We start from the raw sequence: 25,350 nt of genomic DNA, 5'->3' as shown, positions 1-25,350 counted from the left end.
TGATGGGGCCAATGTGAAAGAGCTCCCAGCAACTTTGGAGGCCCGGGTAAACCCCGGTCCCGCCCGTTTCGTGGGTTCCCTGCGCGTCGTGCCGTGGGCACGGCATGATGCGCAGGGAACCCACTCAGCGGATCTACGCCGCAACCACCGCACGGCGCTTCCGGGCCGACGCTGCGAGCTGCTCCAACACCGAGGCCGTGACGTCCCACTCCATGCAGGCGTCCGTGACGCTCTGGCCGTACACGAGCTCCTGATCCCCGGAAAGCTGCTCGGCCACGTCGAGGTTCTGCGCGCCGCCCACCAGGAAGCTCTCCAGCATCACGCCGGCAATCGGCGAGGAAGAACCAGCTTCGAGCTGTGCGCCAATTTCCAAGGCAACCTCGGCCTGGCGGTGATGGCTCTTGCCGCTGTTGGCGTGGCTGGCGTCCACGATCAAGCGCGGGTTCAGGCCCTTGGCAGCAAGCTTGGCGGAAGCGGCTGCGACATCTGCAGCAGAGTAGTTGGGTCCCTTGCGTCCACCGCGGAGGATCACGTGGGTGTCCGGGTTGCCGGACGTCGCTACGAGAGCCGCGCGGCCGTCGTCGTCGATTCCCAGGAAGGCTTGCTCAGCGGCGGAGGCGCCGCAAGCGTCGATGGCCACTTGGAGATCACCGTCGGTGCCGTTCTTGAAGCCGATGGGCATGGACAGCCCGGATGCGAGCTGGCGGTGGATCTGGCTTTCGGTGGTGCGGGCGCCGATCGCGCCCCAAGAGACGAGGTCCGCCATGTACTGCGGGCTGATGGGTTCAAGGAACTCGGTGGCCGTGGGCAGACCCAACGCGGTGACCTGCTTCAGGAAGCCGCGGGCCGCGCGCAGGCCAGCGGCGATGTCGTGGCTGCCGTCCAGGTGGGGATCGTTGATGAGGCCCTTCCAGCCAACGGTTGTGCGCGGCTTCTCGAAGTAGGTCCGCATGACGACCAGCAGGTCCTCCTTGTGCTTCTCCGCCTGGCTGACCAACCGGCGGGCGTATTCGAGGCCGGCCTTGGGGTCGTGGATGGAGCACGGGCCCACGATCACCAGAAGGCGATCGTCTACCCCGTCCATGATGGCGCGGACCTGATCGCGGCCGCGGTCGACGACGGCAGCTGAGCGGGCGTCCAGCGGCAACTCGGCGATGAGGTCCTGCGGGGCCGGAAGTGGCTCGAAGCGTGCAACCCGCAGGTTGGAGGTAGCGGGCTGTGCTGCGTCCGCGGCGGTAGCGGAGTGGAGCGATTCAGTGGGTTCTGCGGCGATGCTGGTCATTTCTGGGTCCTGTTCCGGGATGCGGAGCGGGCCCCTTTTCAGAACCCGCCGGATATGGCGAAGGGCAGAGAATAATCTCTGCCCTGTTGGCTCTGAAGGAAAGTTGGATGCGTGTCAGTTAGACGCGGGCCCCTCCAGAGCCAACGAAAAATACGCATACCAACGCTTAGTCATAGCCACACCATAACCGCGGTTCTTCACCGCGGGCAAATCGCGTCCATCAAGATGACAGGAGTTTGCGCAGGAACTGCAACTGCTTGATCCAGTGGTGCTCTTGGCCGCCCTCGTGGTTGTTGAAGCGGTACACCTCGATGTCCTTCTCAACCCCGCCAGAGCCTGTGCCGTAGTTGTTGAAGCTTGCGAACACCGTTGATGGAGGGCAGATATCGTCCATCTGCGCAGCCGAGAACAGCGCCGGCACTGTGGCGTTGCGGCCGAGGTGGACGCCGTCGAAGTAGTTCAGCACTGCCAGCATGGGCTCATACTTTTCCCGGTACCGGCCCAGGAACCCGGCAATCTCGGGGTACGGACCACGCGGGGTGATGTCGATCGCGCGAGGGAAGTCCTGCAGGAACGGGACGTCCGGCAGCGCGGCGATGACGCCGTCGAGCCTTCCAGCCGTCAGCCCGGCAGCAGCAACAGTGATGCCGCCACCCTGGCTAACGCCGGCCAGCACCACTTTGGAAGGGTCGACGGCGGCATGGCTCTGTGCCGCTTCTACCGCACGGAAGGCGTCCACGTAGACCCGTCGGAAGTAGTAATTGTCCTGGTGATCAGCGCCTCGCGTCATGAGGCCGGCGTAGTTAATCCCACCGGCCGAAGGGTGTGGATCCGGGGTGTCTCCGGAAACGCCGCCGTAGCCCTGCCCGCGCGTGTCCATGATGAAGTGCGCGTAACCGGCTTGGGCCCAGCGGGTGTTCTGGTTGACCAGGCCGCGCCCTCCGGAGTAACCGATGTATTCCACAACTACGGGAAGCTGCTCCCCCGGCTCGAGCTGCGAGGGTACGTGCAGCCATCCCTTGATGCGGTCTCCCCCAAAGCCGGAGAACGTGACATCGAAGGTGTTGATTACGGTGAGGTAGTTGTCCACGGGCTCAAAGACAACGTCCAACGGCAAGGCTCGGGCCTCGGTGATGGTCCGGTCCCAGAACTCTTCAAGGTCGGCTGGTACCGCGGCGTTGGAGGTGTAGTTGCGGAGCTGATCAAGGGGAAGGTCAAAAAGGGGCATGGTCCGTTCCGGTTCAGGTGGGTCTTACTGGGCTGATTCAGGCGCTGCGGGTTGTTCTGGTAGAGGACATCCTACGTCATCACAGGTTTTCGGCCTGGCTGGTTTGAATCGTTACATTTTGAAGTCGGTCGAGCTAAACTAAACGTATTCGTCCCGGGAAAGCGCTTGCTCAGGTGTAGCCTAAACCCGCCCGAACACTTTTGTGAAGACCCAGACGACGGCGTCACGCGCCATCGTTGCCGCGCCACCCGAGGAGAGCCATGGACACCGCTTCCACCGAGTCCGTCAGCAGCCCAACACCCAACAGGCCTGCCCCTCCGACCGGGACTGCAGCTTCAACCGGGCCTGCCGCGGTAACTGCCCCCGCCCGGATCGCCCTAGTGGGGGTCCACGGCTTCGGCACGCACCACCTCCGCAACCTGGAGCGGCTCAGCAAGCAGGGCATCGTGGACCTCGTGGCCGTGGCCGACCCTCATCCGCCGGCGACCGGAGCTTTGCCTGAGACCACGGCGATCCACGCCAATCTGGACGAACTGCTGGCCGGCGAGCACGGACCGGACGTCATCATCGTGGCTACTCCCATTCAGACCCACGCCCCACTGGCCCTTTCCGTGCTCGCTTCCGAGGCTGATCTGTACTTGGAGAAGCCCCCGGTTGCCTCGATGAGCGACTTCCTCCGCCTCCAGGAAGCGGCGGCTAAAGCTGGCCGCAGCGTTCAGATCGGTTTCCAGAGCCTCGGATCCCATGCCTTGGCGGCGTTGGAGAATCTGGCCAGCGGGGAAGCTACGGCAGAGCTCCCCGGCATCGGTGCCCTGAAGGGGATTTCCGCTACGGGCCGCTGGGTCAGGGATCGCGCCTATTACAAGCGGTCCCGTTGGGCAGGCAAACGTAGTCTCGACGGCGTGGATGTGGTGGACGGCGTTGCTACCAATCCGCTGGCCCACGCAATCGCCACCGCACTCCGCATCGCCGGAGCCAGGGAGGCACAGGATCTCGTATCCGTGGAAACCGACCTCTACCGCGCCAATGACATCGAAGCGGACGACACCTCAGTGATCCGCATGCGGACCATCAACGGTTTGCCCATCACCTGCGCCCTCACGCTCTGCGCCAGCGAATCCGTGGAACCGTACGTTACGCTCCACGGCACCGAAGGTACGGCAGTATTCCACTACACGGAGGACCGGGTGACGGTCCGCACCGAAGCGGGCGAAACCGCTCACACCTTCGGTCGAGACGACCTCACCGAGAACCTCCTCCAGCACCTGTCCCAAGGCACGCCACTGCTCAGCCCGCTCCACCACAGCGGCGCCTTCATGAAGGTACTGGAAGCCATCCGGACAGCAGAGGCACCTGCGCTGATTCCCACAGAATGTGTGAAATGGGTAGGAAAGGGCGAGCAAGCCCACGCAGTGATTCCGAACATTGAAGACATCCTGGAACGCGCCACGCGCGCCCACGCCACCTTCTCCGAGTTGGGTCTCCCCTGGGCACGCCCGGTCACCTCTGGTGCCGAGGCGCTCTTCGCACCTGACGACGCCGGCCCTGCCGCCACCCCTGCCAACGCCGCCGCCGTCCTCCGCACCGGAAGCACCCTCGAGCCGGATCTGTCCCCACGGCCCTACCTGCACCCGGTATCCACACAGGCCGGCGTGGTGGTTACGGATCACCTGCCCTCAGACCACGTATGGCACCTCGGCGCAGGATTCGCCCTGCAGGACGTCAACGGCAGCAATTTCTGGGGCGGCCGCAGCTACCGCAGAACCGCGGGGAAGTACGTGGATGTGAAGGACCACGGCAGGATCGAAACGGCAAGCATCGCCCGGGAAAAAGACCACACCACGCTTGGCCTCAACTGGCTCGCGGCCGACGGCAGCCTGGTCCTCACGGAACGCCGCTCACTGAAGCGCGCAAACCTTGATGCGCTCACATGGCGACTCGACATCCAGACCCGGCTCACCGCCGTCGTGGATGTTTCGCTGGGCAGTCCCGGCTCGCACGGTGCCGCCGGCAGCGGCTATGGCGGATTCTTCTGGCGGCTTCCTGCCAATGCCGCCCCGCGCGTCTTTTCCTCCACAGCCGAGGGCGAGCCTTCCGTGCACGGTTCAGTGGCGCCGTGGCTCGCTTGGACGGGAGAGTTCGACGGCGGCCCTGCCACTTTGGTGTTTGGCGCACCTTCCGAGTCGCCGGACCCGTGGTTCGTGCGCTGCAGCGACTACCCGGCGGTCGGTTCTGCACTGGCATGGGACACCGCCGTAGAACTGGCTGCCGGTGACTCCATCACCCGCAGCAACACCGTGTGGATCAGCGACGGAACGTTGGATGTAGCGGAGATCGAGGGCTTGGTTTCAGGCAGATGAGTGCTCGCTGACGCGTTGTGAGGCCCGCCCTGCATGGTATTTGCCATGAATAGCCTGCAGAACGGGCCCCGCAACGCGAAGTCACGGTGTTTGGCAATTACCGGCGGCCCGCTAGGAGCGACGGCGGGCCGAGTATCGCCAGAGCAGGAAACCGATCACGGCCGCCGAGACCATGCCCAGCGCTCCCGTGACCACGAGCCCCGTGCGGACGCCGAAGTCCTCCGTGAGCCACCCTGCCAGCAAGCCACCCAGCGCATGACCGCCCAGGAGAAGTGGGAAATACAGTGCCAGAACCCTGCCGCGCACGCTGGCGCCGGCCTCGAGCTGCACCGCCGTGGCTGCGCTCGTGAGGAACACCAGGGTCATGAAGCCCACCACGATGAGCATCACCACGAACCACTCCTGCGTGGGCATCACAGCAGCGAGCCCTTGCGTCAGGCCGAAGAGCCCGGCACTGGCCACAATCCCTTTCCGTCCGAAGCGTTTGATCCTTGTTGCCACCAACGCGCCTGCCAGTGCTCCCACGGCGCTGACAGTATTGAAGAGCCCAAAGCCGGCAGGTCCGCTGTGCCACACCCCGTCCGCGAAAGCCGCGAGAACTACAGGCCCGTTCATGCCGAAAGCGCCTAGCAGTCCCGCGAGCAGCATGGTCAGAAGCAGAGGCGGACGGGCGCGGACGAAACGGAAGCCGGCGAGGATCTGGCCTTTCCGGGCTGTGGGATCAGACGCTTCGGGAGCGTGGTGCAGTTCGCCAGGCCTGATGGACGCGATCATCACCAGGACCGAAACCCCTATCAAAGCGTTGGCCGCGAATGCCGCAGCCGGACCAGCCTGGGCGATGACCACACCAGCCAGTGCCGGGCCTGCCATGGCCCCCAACTGACCAATCGCACTGTTCAAGCCTATGGCGGCCGGCAGCCCTGCGTCACCCACCACCTCGTTGACGAACACCTGCCGCGCAGGCCCATCGATCGCACTGGTGACGCCCAAGGCAATGCAGGATGCATAGACCACCCACACATCCGTGCCGCCCATCGCGTTCCACACGGCGAGGCCGGCGGCCAGCAACGCGGCGACGGACTGGCAGATCAGGAGGATACGGCGTTTGGGGAAAAGGTCCACCAGGATGCCGCTGATGGGACCCACCACCAGCATGGGCAGGAACTGGAGTGCAACTGCGAGGCCCACGGCGGCCGGACTCCCCGTTAGCTGCAGCACCAACCAGTCTTGGGCGAGCCGCTGCATCCACACCCCGCCACTCCCCACAAGGGAGAGGGTGACGAAGATCCGGTAGTTATGGTGCCTCAGCGGGTAATGCCAGCTTTCCGTGGAGCGGGCACGCGGTGTGGTGGATTTGGGGCGCAGTGGGAACGGGCGCGGCGACACGGAGTGTTCTGCTCGATTCAGCGGGTTGGTTGGGAATTCTTAGCGATGGGAGCGGATCTTGACGGCGGCTGCGGCCAGGACCAGGGTCCCGGGGACGATGACGAAGAGGGCTTGCAGCATCCAGACGAAGACCACGGCCATGAAGACTGCGGCTAGCAGCAGGAGCGAGCCGGTCCAGTCGCGCACCGCATCAGCCTTGGCGTTGGCATAGGCGGCAGCCCACCGTTGCGGGCCGGGAACGACGGCGGGTTGGTGGCCGGCGTCGCCGCTCCAGGTCACGCTTCCGCTCCAGCTGGCGGTGATGCGCAGGAACAGCACGGCGCCTGCCGCGGCGAGGATCAGCGTGGCGGGCAGGATCGCTGCCCGGCCGGGCAGTTGACCCACCAGTGCGAGCAAAAGGTTCAGGACAATCACGACGGCGGCTACCGCCGTCGTGATTCCCATCTTCCAGCTGCCGGGCAGCGCACGGCGGAAATTGCCCCACAGGCTTCGCAGGGAATCGTCCCTGCCGCTGAGGTGCCTTTCCAGGTGCGCGACGCCGGCCGCGTAGGCAGCCGGCGCCGTCACCAACGGGACGGAGAGGAGGAGCACGATGACTCCCGCCAGGATGGTCTCGGCGAAGAGGGCAAAGCGGTTGACCGGAATCCCGGGGTTCCCGGACGGCTTGCCTGTGGCGTTCATAGTGCTCATTTTTCTCTCTTCCGTGTCCGTCAGCCCTTGAGGCCCTGCGTTGAGACGCCTTCGACGATGTAGCGCTGGAAGACCAGGAAGAAGACCAAGACCGGGAGCAGCGCCAGGACGGACATGGCGATCATGGCACCGTAGTCCGAGGATTGGGTTTGGTCCACGAAGAGCCGCAGCGCCAGCGGGAGCGGGTATTTGTCCGGGGTGTTCAGGTAGAGCAGCGGGCCCAGGAAGTCGTTCCAGCTCCAGATGAAGGAGAAGATGGAGGTGGAGATCAGGGCCGGTTTCATCAGCGGGAGCATGATGGACCCGAAGATGCGGACGTGTCCGGCGCCGTCGATGCGCGCTGCTTCGTCGAGTTCGGCCGGCAGGCCGCGCATGAACTGGACCATGAGGAAGACGAAGAACGCGTCTGCGGCCAGGAACTTGCCAATCAGCAGCGGCACGTAGGTATCCACGAGACCAAGCTGTTGGAACACGATGTACTGCGGGATGATCACCACGTGGAAGGGCAACAGCAAGGTGGCGATCATCATGCCGAAGAACAGTCCTCGGCCGGGGAAGTTGATCCGGGCGAAGGCGTAGGCCGAGATACTCGCTGAGAGCACGGTTCCCACCACCGCGCCGACGGCCAGGATCAGCGAGTTGGTGAAGAACGTCAGCGTGGAGACCCCGCCGATGCCTTCCATGGCCGTGACGAAGTTATCGAAGCTGAAGTTGTTGGACCACAACGCATTGTTCGCGCCGCCGATCTCGGAGTTCGGCTTGAACGAGGCCGAGATCATCCATAGGGCCGGGTAGAGGACCATCGCCACCAGTGCCAGGGCCACGATGTGGAAGATGGTGCTCTTGATCCGCTTGGCCAAGGTGGACTCGGACTTCGGGTTATAGACCGGCGCCGGAGTGGTTGTTGTTGCTCGGGGCTGGGTGGGGGTTGCCATGGTTGTCACTTTGCATCACCGCTGTAGTGGACCCAGGACTTGGAGGTCTTGAAGAAGATCAGCGTGATGATGCCGACCACGATCACCAGGAGCCAGGCCATCGCCGAGGCGTAGCCCATCCGGAAATCGGAGAAACCGCGCAAGTACAGGTAGAGGGTGTAGAAGAGGGTGGATCCTGCCGGGCCGCCTTCGCCGTTGGAGATGATGTAGGCCGAGGCGAAGATCTGGAACGCGTGGATGGTTTCCATCAGCAGGTTGAAGAAGATCACCGGGGAGAGCATGGGCCAGGTGATGTTCATGAACTTCCGCACCGGGCCGGCGCCGTCCATCGAGGCTGCCTCGTAGAGGTCCACCGGGATCTGCTTCAGGCCGGCCAGGAAGATGACCATCGGGGCGCCGAACTGCCACACGGTCAGCAGGATCATCATGCCCATGGTCATGTTGGGGTTACCCACCCAACCGCCGAGGTTGATCCCGAAGAAGGACAAGCCCTGGTCCACGGGGCCGGAATCGCCGAACATGGCCTTCCAGACGATCGCGATGGACACCGAGGCGCCGATCAGGGAGGGGGCGTAGAACGCGGACCGGTAGAAACCCTGGCCCTTGCGTTTGCTGTTGAGCAGCATCGCGATCGCCAACGCCGCCGCGAGCTTGAGAGGGGTACCGAAGACCACGTACTGCATGGTCACACCCACCGACTGCAGGAACCGTTCATCCTGGAACAAGGTGACGTAGTTATCGAAGCCGATCCACTTGGGGGCATCGAAGAGGTTGTAGTTGGTGAAGGAAAGGTACAGCGAGGAAATCATCGGGCCCACGGTCAGGGCAATGAATCCCAGCAGCCAGGGCAACAGGAACGTGTAGCCGGCGCGGGCGTCCGCCCCGCGCCGCCGCGATTTACGCGGCTGCGTGGGAGCGGAGGCGGTGCGCCTGCTCAGGGTTGGGCTTTGAGTCACGAGATCAGTCCGTCAGTTATGAAGCCTGTATCAGGCGTTCTGCTTGATGAGGTCTTCGGCTTCCTTGAACCACGCATCAACTGCGCCGTCCACGGTGAGCTTGCCGTAGTTGAGGTCCTGGGTGACGCGCTTGAATGTGGACTCCAACGTGCCGAAACCAACGATGGGCGGCTCCGGAGCGTCCTTGAGGTACTTCTCGATTGACTTCTCGTAATCGACCACGAGCTTGTCCGTGCCTTCGAAGGTGGTGCCGTCGCGCTGGGTCTTCGACGCCGGGACACCGCGCGAGGTCTTGAAGATCTGGCCGACCTCGGGATCGTTGACCATGAAGTCAATGAAGCGGGCAGCAGCATCCTTGTACTTGGTCTTGGCGCTGGCCACCATGAGCATTGACGGCTTCAGGAACAGGCCCAGGTTGTCCGGGTCATCCGACGGAACAGGAACCAGCTTGAGTTCCTTGGCACCGCTGTCAGCGAGGTAGCCGGCCATGAAGTTGTCCCACGTAACTTCCGTGGCGGTGACGTTGGAGCCGAACGGGGACTTGGGCAGCAACTGGGTGGCCTTGTCTTCGCCAACAATCGCCCCGGTTCCGCGCAGATCCGCGGTGAGGTTCCACCACTTCTTCAGATCGTCCTTGGAGAATCCAAGCTTGCCGTCCTCGGTGAAGGCCTGGATGTTGTTCTGGCGCAGCCAGATGTTGAAGTTCCACCAGATGCCGGTGTAGTCGGTGCCGCCGAACAACGTGCCGTTGCCCTTGGCGCCAACCTCGGCCAGGAAAGCGTTGAACTCCTTGTAATTCCAGGTGCCGTCCGGCTCCGCAATGCCCAAGGAAGCGAGCTTGGCGGGATCGTAGTAGACCGCAAAGGCGTTGGTGCTGGTGGGGATGCCGTAAGTCTTGCCGCGGATCTGGCCCGAGGGAAGGAGGGACTTGTCGAAAGCGTCCGTGTTGATCTTCACGGTGCCCAGGTCCAGGAGCTGGTTCCGCTGACCGTAGTCACGCAGGTAGGAGAGGTCCCACTGCATGACGTCCGGCAGTCCACCGCCGGCAGCTTCGGTAGCGCGCTTCTGCCAATAGCCGGGGAAGTCGGAGAAGTTGCCGTTGACCTTGATGTCCGGGTTCTTGGACTCGAACAGCGCAATGGCTTTGCGGGTGCGCTCGGCACGGTCATCGTTGCCCCACCAGGTGTAGGTGATGGTGACGGGGTTCTCCGCGGAACCGGTCTGTCCACTGGACGAGGACTGGCCACAAGCGGAGAGGAACGCGGCAGATGCAGTGCCGAGAGCCACCGTGGTGAGGAATTTCCTTCTATCGATCATGAGAGCCTCCTTGCTCAGTTGGTGCAAGCTTCCGAGTTCTCTACAACGTGGCAGTGATCTCGCTTACACTCGTTCTGAATCGATACAATATCCCTAAACAAGAATCTGGGCAAGCGTTTTCCAAAGATCGCAATTTGACCGGTACGCTGCACTCATACCTTCAGTACCACCAGTACCAGCACGGCCAACCTGACGAAGGAGTCCCCTTGACCTCCCCCGAAATCCCACGCAGTCCATCCGTCTGGAACAGCATCCACGGCCTCGCTTACGGCGGTGACTACAACCCCGAGCAGTGGCCGGAGGACATCCGGCTCGAGGACATCGAGCTCATGAAGGAAGCCGGAGTCAACTTCCTGAGCGTCGGCATATTCTCCTGGGGTCTCCTGGAGCCCACTGAAGGGAACTACGATTTCGGCTGGTTGGACGATGTCATGGACAACCTCCACGGGGCCGGGATCAAGGTTGCACTGGCGACCGCCACAGCCTCTCCCCCTGCCTGGCTGGCCCGCAAATACCCCGAGATCCTGCCCGTCACCGCGGAAGGAATCCGGCTGGAACGTGGCTCGCGACGCCACTACACGCCGTCGTCGTCCGTGTACCGCAGGTACGCCACCGCCATGACGCGGGTCATCGCCGAACGCTACAAGAACCACCCGGCCTTGGCACTCTGGCACGTGGACAACGAACTTGGCTGCCACGTTGGCGAGTTCCATGGCGAGGAAGACGCCGCCGCTTTCCGCGCTTGGCTGGAACGCCGTTACGGTTCCATCGAGGCCCTCAACGAGGCCTGGGGAACGGCGTTTTGGTCCCAGCACTACGCATCGTTTGACGAGATCATCCCGCCGGGCGCAGCTCCCACCACGTTGAACCCCGGGCAGCAACTGGACTTCGCCCGGTTCAATTCCTGGGCTTTCATCGATTACTACCGCGAACTGCTGGCCGTTATCCGCGAAGTCACCCCGGGCATCCCGGCGACCACCAACTTCATGGTTTCCAGCGCCACCAAGGCCCTGGATTACTTCGATTGGTCCAAGGACATGGACGTGGTTGCCAACGACCACTACCTGGTGGCGGCTGACCCCGAGCGGGAGATCGAACTGGCCTTCAGCGCCGATCTCACGCGCGGCGTGGCGGGCGGCGAGCCGTGGATCCTCATGGAGCACTCGACGTCTGCGGTCAACTGGCAGCCCCACAACCAGCCCAAAATGCCCGGCGAAATGCTTCGAAACTCGCTGACGCACGTAGCCCGCGGCGCCGACGCCGTCATGTTCTTCCAGTGGCGTCAAAGCAAGGCCGGCTCGGAGAAATTCCACTCAGCGATGGTTCCCCACGGCGGCCGCGACACCCAGGTGTGGCGGAACGTGGTGGACCTCGGCGACGCGCTGTCCAAGCTGGAGACCGTCAAGGGATCGAGGGTGGAATCCCGTGTCGCGATCGTGTTCGATTACGAGGCCTGGTGGGCTTCGGAGTTGGATTCGCACCCGAACAATTCGCTGAAATACCTGGACACCATGCGGGCATTCCACCGTTCCCTGTATAGGCGCGGGATCACCGCGGACTTCGTCCACCCGTCCTCAGACTTGTCCGGTTATGACCTCATCCTGGTGTGCACTTTGTACTCCGTCGCTGACACCGCGGCTGCCTCCATTGCGGCAGCCGCGGAGGGTGGTGCCACAGTACTGATCAGCTACTTCAGCGGCATAGTTGATGAACGGGACCACGTTCGATTGGGCGGCTACCCCGGCGCTTTCCGCGAATTATTGGGCGTTCGGGGTGAGGAGTTCCACCCACTTTTCCCCGGCACGTCGGTCACGTTGAGCGATGGGACGGTGGGGTCCGTGTGGAGCGAGCACGTCCACGCGGCCGAGGGTACGGAGATTTTGGCAACGTTCACCGACTACCCGCTCGGCGAGGTGCCGGCATTGACGCGGCGTTCCGTCGGAACGGGTTCTGCCTGGTACCTCGCCACGCTTCCCGACGCCGATGGCATCGACTCCCTCACCGCGCGACTCGTGGAGGAAGCAGGGGTGAGGGCCGTGACCGAGATGTCTGCCGGCGTCGAACTTACGCGACGGCGGGCCGCTGACGGCCGTACGTTCCTGTTCGCCATCAACCACAGCCAGGAGGACGTTACGGTAAAGGCCGACGGCGGCGAACTGCTCAGCGGCGCGCGCTTTACGGGAGTGGTACCCGCCGGAGCCGTGGCCGTCATCGCGGAAGACTGACTCAACTGGCTGGCGGGCACACGAAAAAACCGCGCTCCGGGTTGATCCTGAAGGACCAACCCGGGGCGCGGTTCCCGTCGCTGGAAAGCTAGCTAATGGCGGATTTCATCTCGTCCACGGCCTTCTTGCCGGCTTCCTCGGTGGAGAGCCTGTCGAACAGGACCTCCGAGGTGTAACGCTTCACGATTTCCTGGATGGCTCCCGCACCCTTCGGTGGTGCGGCCGGAGCTTCGCCAAGTTCTCCCTTGATCTGGTCGATGAAGTCGACAACCTTGACGTCGGCCTTTGCGAGCTTGGGTGCGATTGCCTCGCGAACCTCCGAGTTCGGGTAAACGCCGCGGTCTGCCAGGAGTGCTTCGCCGGCCTTGACGTTGTTGGTCAGGAAGTCGATGAACTTGGCGGTCTCTTCAGGGTGCTTGGTGCGCGATGACGCCGACCAGAACTGGGAAGCCTTGTACCAAAGCTTCGCATCAGCGGCCTTGCCCGTCTTGGAGGGGAAGCGCAGGACCTGCAGTTCACCGCCGGCAGCTTTTTCGAGGGCCGGAAGCTGGTTGGACCACCAGAATGCCAGGCCATTCTTACCGGTTGCCAGGCCGCTCTGGTCGAGCGGTGCTGCTTCGGCTTCAACAACCTCGGATGCAGACGGGACAGCCTTCTTCTCGCTGAGTTGCTTCAGGAAAGCCCACCACTCGGCAATGTCCGACGGCTCGAAGCCCAGCTTGCCGTCCTCGGTGTATAGGGATTTGCCGTTCTGGCGCAGCCAGACACCCAGGGAGGCTTCATCCGTGCCGTAGGCAGCCGCGCCGTACGTTCCCTTGGGCGACTTGGCAGTGACCTCGGCGGCGATGCGTTCGAAGTCTTCCCACGTCCAGGTCTTGTCATCCGGAAGTGCGACGCCTGCGGCCTGGAAGACTGCCGGGTTGGCCAGGATGGTGGCAGCGTTGATGCCTGCGGCGATGCCCATGAGGCCGTCCTCGCCCTTGCCGGCTTCCAAAGCGGCTTCGTCCAGCTTGGAGGTATCAATGTCGTACTTGGAGAGGTCCAGCAGTGCACCGCGGGTGGAGTACTCAGTGATGTACTTCTCGTCCATCTGGATGATGTCCGGAGCATCATTGGCGGCGACCTGGGTGGCCAGCTTGTCCCAGTAGCCGCTCCAGTCGCCGTACTCAGGCTTGATCTTGATGTTGGGGTTCTCGGCCTCAAAGGCCGCGATGGCTGCCTGCGTCACCTGGGCGCGCTTGTCGCCGCCCCACCATGCAAAGCGAAGTTCCACTTTGCCATCGGCGCTCTTGGCTTCGGATCCTCCGCCGCCACCGCAGGCAGTGAGTGCGAGGACCGCGGCAGCTGTTGCCGCCACGAGGGCGGAGGCACGAAGCCTGCGCTTGGCCTTCGGCGCTGGCGCGCGGGTTTCTGCGGCGGTTGCGGGGGCGACTGCTTCACCCTTTGGACTTACCGGCACTGTGGTCTCCGATCTTCTTTGATCTTGATGCGAACTGAGAAAGCGTTTTCTCGTTGGGATTTATGATACAAGTCACAATCTTGTATTACAAGATGCAACTTGCCTTGATTGGTGAATAGCTCGACGGCGGTACTCGCCTAAGGCGCGGCGCATACCGGAGGGGCAACATAGCCGGAGGGCGCGCCCACCGGAGGGGACGGCACCCGCCGCCCCCTCGTGACGTGACGCTCGTGGCAGGAACGATGGATCTACTTGATGCCCGTGGTGGCAATGCCTTTGATGAGGAATCGCTGGCCGAAGAGGAACACCAGGAACACCGGGAGCAGGGACACGATGGACATCGCGAAGAGCGATCCCCAGCTGGTGGCGGACTGCGAGTCGACGAAGGCCCGCAAAGCTACGGGGACGGTGAACATGTCCGGGTCCGTGAGGTAGATGAGGGCACCGAAGAAGTCGTTCCAGGTCCAGATGAACGTGAAGATGGTGGTGGTGGCCAGGGCCGGGACCATCAGGGGCAGGATGACACGGAGGAAGATCCTGGGGTGGCCGGCACCATCAATGCGTGCGGCTTCGTCGAGGTCCTTGGGGATGCCGCGGATGAATTGGACCATGAGGAAGACGAAGAACGCGTCGGTGGCCAGGAGCTTGGGGACGATGAGCGGCCAGAAGGTGTTCACCCAGCCGATCTGGGAGAACAGGATGTACTGGGGCACGATCACCACGTGGAAGGGCAGCATGATGGTCAGCAGCATGATGCCGAAGAAGATCTTCTTGCCGCTGAATTGCAGGCGGGCGAAAGCGTAGGCGGCCATGGAGCAGGAGATCAGGTTGCCGAGAATCGAGCCGAGGACCACTATCGCGGAGTTGACCATGTAGTGCCCGAATGGGTGGGTCAGCGCTGACCATCCATCGGTGTAGTTGCTCATCTCCAGGCTCTCCAGCCACAGGCCGGGTTCGCGGAAGATGAGGTCGTTGGGGCGGAGGGAGGAAACCACCATCCACAGCAGCGGGTAGATCATCACCGCGCCCACAATGATCAGGATGGCGTGCTTGACCAGGCCTTTGATGCGGGCGCTGCGGCTGAAGGCCAGGCTGCCTGGTGATTCGCGGCGCCGCGGGCTCTTGCCGGACTTGCCGTCCTTTCCTGCGGAGGTACCGGAGGCGGCGGGGAGGGTTTGGAGTTTAGTCATCGTAGAACACCCAATACTTTGAAGCGATGAAGTTGATGGCGGTGAAGACGCCGATGATGACCAGCAGGAACCAGGCCATCGCTGAGGCGTATCCCATATCAAATTGGCCGAAGCCCTTTTGGTACAGATACAGGGTGAAGAACATGGTGGAGTCGGATGGGCCGCCGTTGCCGCCGGAGACGATGAACGCCTGCGTGAACGACTGGAACGAACCGATGATCTGCAACACCAGGTTGAAGAAGATGATGGGGCTCAGCATCGGGAGGGTGATCCGCCAGAACTGCTGCAGCGTGGTGGCCCCGTCCACCTTCGCGGCCTCGTAGTACATCACGGGAATCTGGCGGAGGCCGGCCAGGAAGATGATCATCGGGCTGCCGAAAGTCCACACGTGCAGCAGGATGATGGAGCCAAGAGCGGTGTTGGGGTCCGAGATCCAGCCTGGACCCTCAATGCCAACCATTGCCAGGATCTGGTTGACCAGGCCGGTGGTGCCGAAGATCTGCTTCCACAGGATGGCAACTGCCACCGATCCGCCCAGCAGGGACGGCAAGTAGAAGATGGACCGGTAGAACGGAAGGCCGCGCAGGCCTTTATCCAGGACCAGTGCGATCAGCAGGGCCACACCCAACTGAAGGGGTACACCCACCAGTACATACGTGAAGGTGACCCGCAGCGAGTTGTGGAGACGGGCGTCGCCGAACATGCGGATGAAGTTATCCAGCCCCACCCATTCCGGCGGCTGCAGGAGGTTGTAGTCCGTGAAGGACAGGTACAACGACATGAGCATGGGTCCAACAGTGATGGCCACCAAGCCCACCAACCACGGCAAGAGGAAGATGTAGGCGGCCTTGTTGTCGCGGCCGTTTGCTTTCTTCTCTTCCTTGGTCATGGGGCCCTTGCGACGGGTCATGGTGGAGAGTTCGCCTATGGCGCTCATTGTTTCCCCCTCGCCGGAGCGCGAACGCCTTGCGGCGTCCCCGTGCGTAGTACAGCGGCCATGTGGTCTCCTTTGGTCATCGTGGCCATCCACGGAGTTCGAGTCTTGGTGGTGCTTGCCGTCCGGGATGCAGCCGATCTGCTGGCGCTACCCCCTGAAGGCCTGGATTTAAGTCCGGGCGATCAGCGGCTCCGTATCAAAGTAAACGTTTTCTTGACCCTTGTACAGCCTTTTGCTAATTTTTGAGAAAGCGTTTTCTTGCGAAACCGCCCACATCGATTTCCCCACGCTGAAGAAGCCCGGCGTGCGCTACCGCACACCCTCCCGCATCGATAAGGCAGGACACTATTGTTTCCCACCGACTACGCCTGCCATGAGCGGGGCTGACATGGCAGATTCGTCCTCCCGGCCCAGTGCGCTGGCCAGGTACGAGGACTGGCCCTGCTACGTGGGACGACGCCACGTGGCTGAGTCCGCGGACGCCCAGCAGCTTGCTGACACACTCGGAGTTCCTGCCGTAATAAGCGAGCTTCCGTACACCGTCCACTCAGAAAATGAGCACGACGGCGTCATCACCACGCACTTGTCCTGGCAGTTGGGTTTCGGGCCGAAGACATCCGCATGGTTGGTGCGTCCAGCCGGCGTTACCGGTCCGCTGCCGGGATTGCTCGCCCTGCACTGCCACGGCGGCATCAAGGCCTATGGCGCCCAGCGGCTGGTGTCGTTCCCCCGTAGCCTGGAAAACCGCGACGACGTGACCTCCTCGGCGGTCGCCTCCGGTTCTGCGTCGCATGCGTTGCCGCCCCTCGATGTCAGGGCAAAGCTCTATGGCGGCCGGGCACTCGCCACATGGTTGGCTCAGCAGGGTTTCGCCGTCCTTACGCACGACGCTTTCATGTGGGGTAGCCGAAGCTTCGGACTCGAACCCCTTCCCTGGCGGGCTGCCAACGCAGTCAGCGGCCAGCAGGCACTCTGGCGGGAGGCCGGCGTCGAACCTTCCGCGGCGGAACAGTACAACGCAGCGGCTGCCGCCCACGAAGAAACCGTGGCGAAAGCCGCAACGCTGATGGGGACCACCGTTGCCGGGACCGTGGCGCATGACGACCTCGCAGCCTTGGGCATCCTTGCCTCGCTGCCGGGCGTGGATGCGGATCGGCTCGGTTGCTTGGGCTTCTCAGGCGGCGGTGGTCGGGCGCTGGTGCTCGCTGCCCTGAGCCCGCTGATCCGCAGTTACGTGGTGACGTGCATGATGACTACCTTCGCGTCGCTCCTGCCCGCCTACCTGGACGCACACTCTTGGTTGCTGCACACCCCCGGGCTGGCCAAGCTGGGGGATTGGCCGGACCTGGCCGCGCGTTCCAGAGCCAAGGTCCTGGTTCAGTACGGCCTGGCGGACCAGCTTTTCCCCGAACAGGGAATGCGTGATGCCCACAATCGCCTCCTGGAGCGCCTGCCTGCCCGCTACACCGGGAGCTTCTGGCAGGAGCCCCACGTTTTCACCCCAGCCATGCAGGAGGAGGCGGCGGCCTTCCTCACCGCCGTCCTGCAGGCCGGGCAAGCTACCAGTGCCCCCGCACCTGATCCCGCTAGGACAGCCTCATGACACAACCCTCGATCGCCACCACAGCGGAAGGCAACGCCCGGCTCCCCCGCATCGCACTGGTTGGCGTGCACGGTTTCGGTGAACGACACCTCCAAAACCTTGCCCGCCTCAGTGCTGACGGCGCCCTCGAACTGGTGGCGGTGGCCGATCCACAACCCCCGGCGGGCGGGACGCTCGGCTCCGACGTGGAGGTCTTCGCTTCCCTCGACGAGCTCCTGGCTGCGGGAACCGCCCCGGATGTCGTCATCGTCTCCACACCCATTCAAACTCATGCGCCGCTTGCCCTCGCCGCCCTCAAAGCCGGGTCCAACGTCTACCTGGAAAAGCCGCCGGTGGCGTCCATGGCGCAATACGAGGACCTCATGGCGGCGGCCGCGAGCGCGGGCCGGTTAGTGCAGGTGGGCTTCCAGAGCCTTGGTTCAGGGGCCCTTCCCGCAATAGAGGCTCTGGTGGCATCCGGCGACATCGGAGACGTCCGCGGCATCAGCGCCACCGGGCTGTGGCTGCGGAACAAGGCGTACTTCAAGCGCTCCCGTTGGGCCGGCAAACGCAGCCTCAATGGGACGGATGTGGTGGACGGGGTAGCCACCAACGCCTTGGCGCACGCTGTGGCAACCGGGCTGCGGCTTGCCGGTGCCCGGACCGTGGCGGACGTTGAATCCGTGGATACCGACCTTTACCGGGCCAACGACACCGAGAGTGACGACACGTCCGTGGTGAGGGTCCGGACCGCGGGAGGTATCGTGCTGACCTGCGCCCTGACGCTCTGCGCGCCTGTGCAGTCCGCGCCGTCAGTCACGGTCTACGGGACACGGGGGCAACTCACCCTTTTCTACACCGAGGACCGTCTGGAGATCACAACCCCGGACGGGACGCGAAGCGAGACTTTCGGGCGAACAGACTTGTTGGAGAACCTGATTGCTGCTCGCTCGGAAGAGGATCTGCTCAGCCCGCTGAGTGGTGCCGGCGCCTACGTGTCCGTGCTTGAAGCCATTCGCACAGCCGACTCGCCCCGGCCGATCCACCCTGACTTCGTCACATGGGAGGGCGAGGGAGACTCGGCCCATCCCGTGGTCCAGGGCATCGAATCCCTGATTAAACGTGCAGCGCTGGGCCAAGCCACGTTCGCGGAGCTCGGAGCGCCCTGGACTGCATCAGGCGGACCCACCCTGGACATTCACGGTGTACCCGTCGCTACCCTCCAGGACGGAAACCACATCCGGGCAACGTCGTCGCCGCGGCCCTACCTCCACCCCGTGCGCACCCTTGCAGGCACTGTGGTCACCGACCACGTCCCTGAGGACCACGTGTGGCACCTCGGAGCTGGCGTCGCCCTCCAGGACGTGGACGGCATCAACTTTTGGGGTGGGCGGACCTTCACCCGCGAGGCCGGGGCCTATGTCTGGCGCAAGGACCACGGCCGAATCGTCACCGAATCCGCGGAGCACTCTGACGGTCAGCGGCGGGAAAAGCTGAGCTGGCTGGCACCGGACGGAACACCTGTCCTCCGCGAGCAGCGCGAGTGGCGCTGGGCCGCCGTCGGACATTCCGCATGGAAACTGACGCTGGACTTTACGCTGGGGTCCGCCACCGGACGCGCTGTGCTGCTGGGCAGCCCCGGTTCCAACGGGCGTCCGCTGGGCGGTTACGGCGGCTTCTTCTGGCGCTTGCCCAAAGTCAGCGACGCCACCATCTGGACCCCGGACGCGCGCGGCGAGGACGCCGTGCACGGCAGCGTGGCGCCGTGGCTGGCATGGTCCGGGACGTTCGACGCCGGAACCTCGGGCGCCGCACATGTCACCGGCGACCCCGGGCTGGGACACCCCGCAACACTCGTCTTCCTCGCGTCACCGCAAGCCCCGGACCCGTGGTTCGTGCGGCATTCGGGTTATCCCGGCGTCGGGCTATCGCTGGCGTGGGACGCCCCAGTGGCCGCCGACCCCGGACACCCTGTCCACAGGTCGGTGACCGTGCTCATCACGGACGGCTTCCTGGCAACACAAGACATTGAACAGCTCATGACTACTTTGGGGGAAACGGCATGACCACGCCTACTCAATTCACAACACCCGCCACAGCCCGGACAGCACCCGGCAACGTTGCCGACCGCGCAGTAAAGCGCCGGCGGGTACTGGACATCCTGGACGCTGCGGGTCGCGATTCGCTCCTGCTGACATCCAACACGGCCCTCACCTGGTACCTGGACGGCAGCCGCGTGCACATCAGCCTTGCCGGTGACCCCATCGCGGCCCTCCTGGTGGACCGTTCCGGCGACCACCTGGTCACGTTCAACAACGAGGCCGGACGGATCACCGCAGAAGAATTACCGAACGGCGTCAGTTTGGACACCGTTCCATGGCATGGACAGTTGCACGCGGCAGCGGCCGGCCTGGCAGTGGACGGCAACCCCTTGGTTGAAGCGGCCGTCACGTCCGAACTGCGTGCGGCCCGGCAACAACTCTTGCCGGCCGAGGCAGCCCGTTATGCAGCGCTATCCGCCGACGCGGCGAACGCCATGACCGATGTCCTCACTGCTGCGACCCCGGAAACCACGGAGTTTCAGCTGGTGTCGGAGCTGGCTGCCCGTATTGTCGCGGTGGGCGCCGAGCCGCTGGTCCTGCTCTGCAACGGGGCGGGCCGGAGCGCCTTCCGGCACCCCCTGGCCACTCACTCCCCCATCGGCCGCCGTGCCATGGCGGTGGTGTGCGCCCGCCGCAACGGGCTGGTTGCCAATGTGACCCGTTGGGTAGCGTTCGACGCCGGCACTCCCCAGGAGCTCGACGCCGAGGCCCGCATCGCCGCTGTTGAAGCGGACATTTTCCGGGCCACGGTTCCCGGTGCGAAGCTCAACGAGGTCTTCACTGAGATTAAGCTGGCCTATGCCCGGCATGGCTTCGGCGAGGAGCAGTGGACGCTTCACCACCAGGGCGGACCGGCCGGTTATGCGGGGCGGGATCCCCGGGTCACTGCCGAGGTCACGGACACCATCGTCCTCAACCAACCCTTCACGTGGAACCCGTCCGGGCCCGGTGTGAAGATCGAAGACACTGTGCTGCTCACGGATACGGGCCTGCGCGTCCTGACCACAGACGACCGCTGGCCGACCACCCAAGTCGACGGCCGCCGTCGTCCGCTGACGCTGCGCCCGTAACTCTCGCACCCAGCGCGAAAGGGGCGGGGCCACCGTGATGGTGACCCCGCCCCTTTCGTGTATGCCTACCCAGCTGAGTCGCAGTTGGGGTGCGGCTGGGTGCGCTAGCCGAGCGTCAGCACGCCGTCCACACGCCGCGGGATGCCCAGCGGGTTGGCGTCGTGCAGTGCCGGGTGCAGCACAGTCTCCGGAGCGTCCTGGTAGGCCACCGGGCGCTGGAAGCGGCGAACCGCCGTAGCACCCACGGAGGTGAACAGGGATGTGGTGGCCGGGTACGGACCGCCGTGTTGCTGTGCCCAGTTCACGGCAACACCAGTGGGCCAGCCGTCGAACAGCACCCGCCCGGCCAGGCCGCTAAGTTGCTCCACCAAGGCGGACACGTCTTCACCCGGCTGGGCGTGCACCGTGCCCGTGAGGCTGCCTGGAACCTTCGCGAGGGCCGCGGACAGTTCGTCCTGGTTGGCATACTCGATGAGCAGCGTAGTTGGACCAAAGCACTCCTCAAGGAGTTCTTCGGGACGTTCCAGGACGTTCGCGGCACTCGTAGAAAACACCACGGGCGCGGCGCCGTCCGCCAGGCTGTCCTGCTCCACCGTGCCACTCACGACGGCGACACCCGGCTGGTCTGCGACGTTACGGAGCCCATCCGGATAGGCTTCCGCGATGCGCTCGGTGAGCATGGCCGCCGTTGGCTTGTCCTTGCTGGCCTCGGCGAGGTGCGATGCGAAGTCCGTGCCTGCCGGGATGAACACCAGCCCGGGTTTGGTGCAGAACTGTCCGGCGCCCATGGTGAACGAGCCGGCCAATCCCGCGGCGAGCTGCTGGCCGCGTTCCGCGAGGGCGTCCGCCGTGATGACCACGGGGTTCAAGCTGCCCAGCTCACCGTAGAACGGGATGGGTTCCGGGCGGGACGATGCGAGGTCGAACAATGCGCGTCCGCCCGGGATGGAGCCGGTGAAGCCCACGGCCTTGATGGCGGGGTCCTGAACGAGTGCCGTGCCGGCCTCGCGGCCGCTGACCAACGCAAATGTGCCTTCCGGGGCGCCGGCTTTGGCCAGGGCTTCGCTGACAATCTCAGCGGTCCGCTGGGACAGGCGGAGGTGTCCCGAGTGTGCTTTGACTACCACCGGGCAGCCAACGGCCAGCGCGGACGCGGTATCGCCTCCTGCCACGGAGAACGCGAACGGGAAGTTCGACGCCGAGAATACGGCTATGGGGCCGATCGGTCGCAGGATGCGGCGCAGGTCTGGCTTGGGCGGAGTGGAGGAAGGGTCGGCGTGATCAATGACGGCTTCAAGGTACGAGCCCTCCGTGATGACGTTTGCGAACAGCCGCAGCTGTCCACTGGTCCGCGCTACCTCGCCTGTGAGCCGGACGGTGCCAAGGCTTGTCTCGGAATCGGCAATGGCCACCAGTTCAGCCACGTTGGCGTCCAGGGCGTCGGCGACGGCGGTCAGCCAGGCTGCGCGATCGGCGTCGGACGCTGCTGCGGTCACCTTTGCAGCTTCAGTCGCGGCCGCCGTGATGGCTGTCAGGTCAAGAGTTGCTGTACTCAATGAGGTTTCCTTTGTTCTCAGAAGCGGAGTTTTCAGAAGCGGAACTCCCTGGGGCGGACTGCTTGCCGGTAAAGTCGAAGCCGAGCCCATGACGGCCTGTGCTGCTGAGCAGGCTTCTGCCGGTACTGTTGCTGATCCGAACCGGCGAGGGGCCGGCCAGGATTCCGAGCTGCTCGAACGAGGCATCCTCCACGTCTTCCACGCTCACGGCTTCCGCCAGGGTCAGCGCCAGCTGCCCCGAGAGCTCCGGGAGGAGGTGCGGAGCTACCCTGATGCTGTTGGCGCGAGCCAACTCAACGATCCTTCGGAACGGCGTAATGCCGCCCACCCGGACGATGTTGGGCTGGATGATGTCCACGGCTTCGGCTTCGATGAAGTCGCGGAAGCGGTAGATGGTGTGGACGTTCTCACCCAAAGCAATGGGCACGGGCGAGTGCTTGCGCAGGCGCCGGTAGGCCCAGAGGTCGTCGGCGCGGATCGGTTCTTCCAACCACTCCAGTCCGTACTCCCCCAAAACATCCAAGGCACGGAACGTGTGGGCGAGGTCCCAGCGTTGGTTGGCGTCGATCATGAGCAGCCGATCCGGGCCGATGACCTGCCGGACAGCGGCAACTCGTTCGGCGTCTTCCCGAAGCTCGGGCTTGCCCACTTTGATCTTCACCGCGTTGTGTCCTGCAGCAACCCATCGCTGAGCCTGCTCCACCAGCTGTTCCACGGTGTAGTGCAGGTTCACGCCGGAGCCATACACCTCCACTGATTCTTGGCGCTGACCCAAGAGTCCTGTGACGGATGTACCAGCTTGCCGGGCCTTCAGGTCCCAGAGGGCAAGGTCAACACCGGACATCGCGATGGTGGTCAGGCCGCCACCGCCGGCCTCGTGAAGCCTCTTCCAGAGCTGGTCCCACACGATCTCCGCGTTCGCTTCCAATCCGAGGATGAACGGTGCGATGTCGTGATCCAGGAGGGCCTTCACCGCGTGGGGACCAATGGTGGGCGTCCACGAGAAGCCGTGGCCCGTGCCGCCGTCGTCCGTGGTCAGTTCGGTGACAATCACATGGTTCTCGGGCGCCTCCGCACCCCAGCTGCGCAGCAGCGGGACCGTGATCAGCCGGGTGGTGAGGCCCGTAATGCGGGCCGACATCAGCTGCCGGCCAGCTCGTGGCCCTTGGCCAAGATGGACTTGAGCTCCAGCAGCTGCTCCTCGGTGGGGTCCACCAGAGGCGGCCGGACCGAACCTACGGGGAGCCCGGCCAACCGCAGCCCGGCCTTGATGAGGGAAACACCAAAGCCCGGTGTCTGGTCCCGGAGACGGACCAACGGAGCATAAAAACCTTCAAGCAAGGCGTGGCGGCGTTCCTCGTCACCGGAAACGTAGGCGTCGTAGTAGGCCTTGGCGATCTCCGGAGCCATGGCGAACGCTGCCGAGGAATACAGCGGGATGCCGAGGCCACGGTAAGCGCCCTGGGTCAGTTCGGCCGTCAGCAGGCCATTGAAGAGCGCGAAGTCGGTGCGGCCGCTGGCGTTGATGGCGGACACGATTTCCTGCGCCAAACCAACGTCGCCGATTCCATCCTTGAAACCAACCACCTTCGGGTTGGCCGTGAGGCGTGTGATGGCATCGGCTGTGAACTTCGCGGTGCCACGGTGGTAAACGATCACGGGCAGGCTGCTCGCGGCAGCAATGGCCTCGACGTAGGCCACCACACCGTCAGTGGGGCCGGTGACCAGGTACGGCGGGAGCACCAGGAGGGCGTCCGCACCGGCTTCCTCGGCAACCTTGGCCGCCGCGATGGCGTGACCCAAAGGACCCCCGGCACCCGAAACTACGGGGACGGCTCCCGCGACGGCCTCGACGGCGGCAGTCACCACGGTGCGGATCTCATCGATGGACAGGGCGTGGAACTCGCCGGTGCCGCACGCGGGGAACACGCCGCCCGGACCGAACGGAAGCCGGGAGGTGATGTGCTCCTTTAGCAGCGCCACATCTACGGTGCCGTCTTCGGCGAAGGGAGTGACGGGGAAGAACAGTACGCCGTCGAAGTTCATGGTGTCTCCTTGGTTGCTCCCGCCGGGACCAGCCCGGCGTGGTTCTCGTCGTTGAGTGCTGCTTGGGTTTCTTCTTCAGATGCTGTGTCTTCGCCCTCGAATGGCGGCGTAAGTTCGGTGCGCCACGTGCGCTGTGGCTCCCAGCCCAGAAGTTCCCGGGCCTTATCAATGGAGAACGCCGGGCTGGTGCCGGTCAAGTGCTCGGTCAGGGGGCCGCTGCCAGGCAGGAACCGCGGGAACAGTTCCGCCAAAGGCGCCGCGGCCAGAGCATCCTTCGCGCCCACGAAGAACACCTCGCCGTTGGGGATGGAGTCCATCTTTTCCAGCAGCACGTCCAGGAAGTCAGCTACGTCCCGCGCGTCCACGTAGTTGAACAACGCCGGAGCGGAAAGCGCCGAATCCTGCAACCGCTCACGCACCGTGTGCCCTTGCTGCGTCAGCGCCCCTTCCCACTCCTCCGGGGAGATCACGTAGCACGGACGGAACGCCGCGTACCGAATTTTGTTGCCCTGAGCGGCAGCGAACATCTGCACGGTCTGCTCCGCGATCAGCTTGGACAGCGCGTAGGCGTTCCACGGTTTGGGGGGCGTCTGCTCGTTCAAAGGGAACGACGGCGGCAGCCACCCCGCCGGTGAGCCATAGCCCAGGGCTGTGGGGCTGCTTGCCGTCACGATCTTGGGGACACCGGCGTCGGTGGCCGCGCTGACTACGGCATAGGCGAGCCGGGTGTTCGTGCTGAAAATGACGTCCTCCGGCGCGCTGAAAGGCACGGCAATAGCAGCGAGGTGGATGACGGCGTCGGGCGTTGTTTCGCGGATGAGCCGCTCCGCCTCCCCCGGCGCCAAAAGATCTGCGGTGAACTGCTCGGCCCCGGCCGGCAACAGCTCCGCCGGAATGGCGTCGCGGTCAACCGAAATCACCTTATGGCCTGCCTCCGCGAGTCCGGCCACAACGCTGCGGCCGAGCCTGCCGGAACCACCGGTGACGAAAATCCTGCTCATGGTCTTGTCCTTGCTTGAGGTAGTGAAC

At 64.1% G+C, this 25,350-nt stretch carries 19 protein-coding genes; 5 read left to right on the top strand and 14 right to left on the bottom strand.

Annotated elements, in window-relative coordinates:
• Positions 1 to 133: 133 nt before the first annotated feature.
• Positions 134 to 1,282: a 3-deoxy-7-phosphoheptulonate synthase gene (locus J3A64_RS00220; protein WP_210063369.1), complete on the bottom strand. Its 1,149-nt coding sequence runs from the start codon at positions 1,280 to 1,282 to the stop codon at positions 134 to 136.
• A gap of 220 nt (positions 1,283 to 1,502) precedes the next feature.
• Positions 1,503 to 2,510 (bottom strand): acetylxylan esterase, encoded by a 1,008-nt coding sequence (locus J3A64_RS00215; protein WP_210063368.1) that lies wholly within the window; start codon positions 2,508 to 2,510, stop codon positions 1,503 to 1,505.
• A 260-nt stretch (positions 2,511 to 2,770) separates the two neighbouring features.
• Between J3A64_RS00215 and J3A64_RS00210 the strand changes: the two genes are divergently transcribed.
• Entirely contained in the window at positions 2,771 to 4,870 is a 2,100-nt protein-coding gene (locus J3A64_RS00210; protein WP_210063367.1) for a DUF6807 family protein, read from the top strand.
• A 111-nt stretch (positions 4,871 to 4,981) separates the two neighbouring features.
• Here J3A64_RS00210 and J3A64_RS00205 read toward each other — a convergent pair whose 3' ends face one another.
• The 5 genes from J3A64_RS00205 to J3A64_RS00185 are packed head-to-tail and all read right to left on the bottom strand — an operon-like array spanning position 4,982 to position 10,154.
• Positions 4,982 to 6,256, bottom strand: a complete 1,275-nt coding sequence (locus J3A64_RS00205) for an MFS transporter (protein ID WP_210063366.1) — start codon at positions 6,254 to 6,256, stop codon at positions 4,982 to 4,984.
• 39 nt (positions 6,257 to 6,295) lie between these two features.
• Complete coding sequence (locus J3A64_RS00200; RefSeq protein ID WP_374100526.1) at positions 6,296 to 6,946, bottom strand: Poxvirus protein I5; 651 nt, start codon at positions 6,944 to 6,946, stop codon at positions 6,296 to 6,298.
• A 20-nt stretch (positions 6,947 to 6,966) separates the two neighbouring features.
• Positions 6,967 to 7,890 (bottom strand): carbohydrate ABC transporter permease, encoded by a 924-nt coding sequence (locus tag J3A64_RS00195; protein WP_011775929.1) that lies wholly within the window; start codon positions 7,888 to 7,890, stop codon positions 6,967 to 6,969.
• Positions 7,887 to 8,837 carry a carbohydrate ABC transporter permease gene (locus J3A64_RS00190; protein ID WP_011775930.1) on the bottom strand — a complete coding sequence of 317 codons (951 nt, stop codon included), beginning with the start codon at positions 8,835 to 8,837 and terminating at the stop codon, positions 7,887 to 7,889. The genes J3A64_RS00195 and J3A64_RS00190 overlap by 4 nt, the downstream gene beginning before the upstream one ends.
• 30 nt (positions 8,838 to 8,867) lie before the next feature.
• Complete coding sequence (locus J3A64_RS00185; RefSeq protein ID WP_011775931.1) at positions 8,868 to 10,154, bottom strand: ABC transporter substrate-binding protein; 1,287 nt, start codon at positions 10,152 to 10,154, stop codon at positions 8,868 to 8,870.
• A 206-nt stretch (positions 10,155 to 10,360) separates the two neighbouring features.
• Between J3A64_RS00185 and J3A64_RS00180 the strand changes: the two genes are divergently transcribed.
• Entirely contained in the window at positions 10,361 to 12,379 is a 2,019-nt protein-coding gene (locus tag J3A64_RS00180) for a beta-galactosidase (protein ID WP_210063365.1), read from the top strand.
• A gap of 88 nt (positions 12,380 to 12,467) precedes the next feature.
• Here J3A64_RS00180 and J3A64_RS00175 read toward each other — a convergent pair whose 3' ends face one another.
• The 3 genes from J3A64_RS00175 to J3A64_RS00165 form a co-directional block, all read right to left on the bottom strand.
• A complete protein-coding gene (locus tag J3A64_RS00175; RefSeq protein WP_210063364.1) occupies positions 12,468 to 13,838 on the bottom strand; it encodes an ABC transporter substrate-binding protein in 1,371 nt (456 codons plus the stop codon).
• A 248-nt stretch (positions 13,839 to 14,086) separates the two neighbouring features.
• Positions 14,087 to 15,028: a carbohydrate ABC transporter permease gene (locus J3A64_RS00170; RefSeq protein ID WP_210063363.1), complete on the bottom strand. Its 942-nt coding sequence runs from the start codon at positions 15,026 to 15,028 to the stop codon at positions 14,087 to 14,089.
• Positions 15,021 to 15,965 (bottom strand): carbohydrate ABC transporter permease, encoded by a 945-nt coding sequence (locus tag J3A64_RS00165; RefSeq protein WP_011775935.1) that lies wholly within the window; start codon positions 15,963 to 15,965, stop codon positions 15,021 to 15,023. Before J3A64_RS00165 ends, J3A64_RS00170 begins: the two co-directional genes overlap by 8 nt.
• 220 nt (positions 15,966 to 16,185) lie before the next feature.
• On the opposite strand from J3A64_RS00165, the gene J3A64_RS00160 reads away from it, so the two are divergent.
• The 3 genes from J3A64_RS00160 to J3A64_RS00150 are packed head-to-tail and all read left to right on the top strand — an operon-like array spanning position 16,186 to position 20,719.
• Entirely contained in the window at positions 16,186 to 17,568 is a 1,383-nt protein-coding gene (locus tag J3A64_RS00160; RefSeq protein ID WP_210063362.1) for an acetylxylan esterase, read from the top strand.
• Positions 17,565 to 19,613 carry a DUF6807 family protein gene (locus J3A64_RS00155; protein ID WP_210063361.1) on the top strand — a complete coding sequence of 683 codons (2,049 nt, stop codon included), beginning with the start codon at positions 17,565 to 17,567 and terminating at the stop codon, positions 19,611 to 19,613. Before J3A64_RS00160 ends, J3A64_RS00155 begins: the two co-directional genes overlap by 4 nt.
• Positions 19,610 to 20,719 carry a Xaa-Pro peptidase family protein gene (locus tag J3A64_RS00150; RefSeq protein WP_210063360.1) on the top strand — a complete coding sequence of 370 codons (1,110 nt, stop codon included), beginning with the start codon at positions 19,610 to 19,612 and terminating at the stop codon, positions 20,717 to 20,719. Before J3A64_RS00155 ends, J3A64_RS00150 begins: the two co-directional genes overlap by 4 nt.
• A 104-nt stretch (positions 20,720 to 20,823) precedes the next feature.
• On the opposite strand, the gene J3A64_RS00145 is transcribed toward J3A64_RS00150, so the two are convergent.
• The 4 genes from J3A64_RS00145 to J3A64_RS00130 are packed head-to-tail and all read right to left on the bottom strand — an operon-like array spanning position 20,824 to position 25,322.
• Positions 20,824 to 22,275, bottom strand: a complete 1,452-nt coding sequence (locus J3A64_RS00145) for an aldehyde dehydrogenase (NADP(+)) (protein ID WP_210063359.1) — start codon at positions 22,273 to 22,275, stop codon at positions 20,824 to 20,826.
• A complete protein-coding gene (locus tag J3A64_RS00140; RefSeq protein ID WP_210063358.1) occupies positions 22,256 to 23,416 on the bottom strand; it encodes a mandelate racemase/muconate lactonizing enzyme family protein in 1,161 nt (386 codons plus the stop codon). Before J3A64_RS00140 ends, J3A64_RS00145 begins: the two co-directional genes overlap by 20 nt.
• Complete coding sequence (locus tag J3A64_RS00135; protein WP_011775941.1) at positions 23,416 to 24,321, bottom strand: 5-dehydro-4-deoxyglucarate dehydratase; 906 nt, start codon at positions 24,319 to 24,321, stop codon at positions 23,416 to 23,418. Before J3A64_RS00135 ends, J3A64_RS00140 begins: the two co-directional genes overlap by 1 nt.
• A complete protein-coding gene (locus tag J3A64_RS00130; RefSeq protein ID WP_210063357.1) occupies positions 24,318 to 25,322 on the bottom strand; it encodes an NAD(P)-dependent oxidoreductase in 1,005 nt (334 codons plus the stop codon). Before J3A64_RS00130 ends, J3A64_RS00135 begins: the two co-directional genes overlap by 4 nt.
• Positions 25,323 to 25,350: the final 28 nt, after the last annotated feature.

Origin of the sequence: Pseudarthrobacter sp. PvP004, assembly GCF_017876035.1 — a bacterium.
GTDB classification, from domain to species: domain Bacteria; phylum Actinomycetota; class Actinomycetes; order Actinomycetales; family Micrococcaceae; genus Arthrobacter; species Arthrobacter aurescens_A.
Note: the sequence above shows the minus strand (reverse complement) of the source record. Positions and strands in the feature narration are given on the sequence as shown.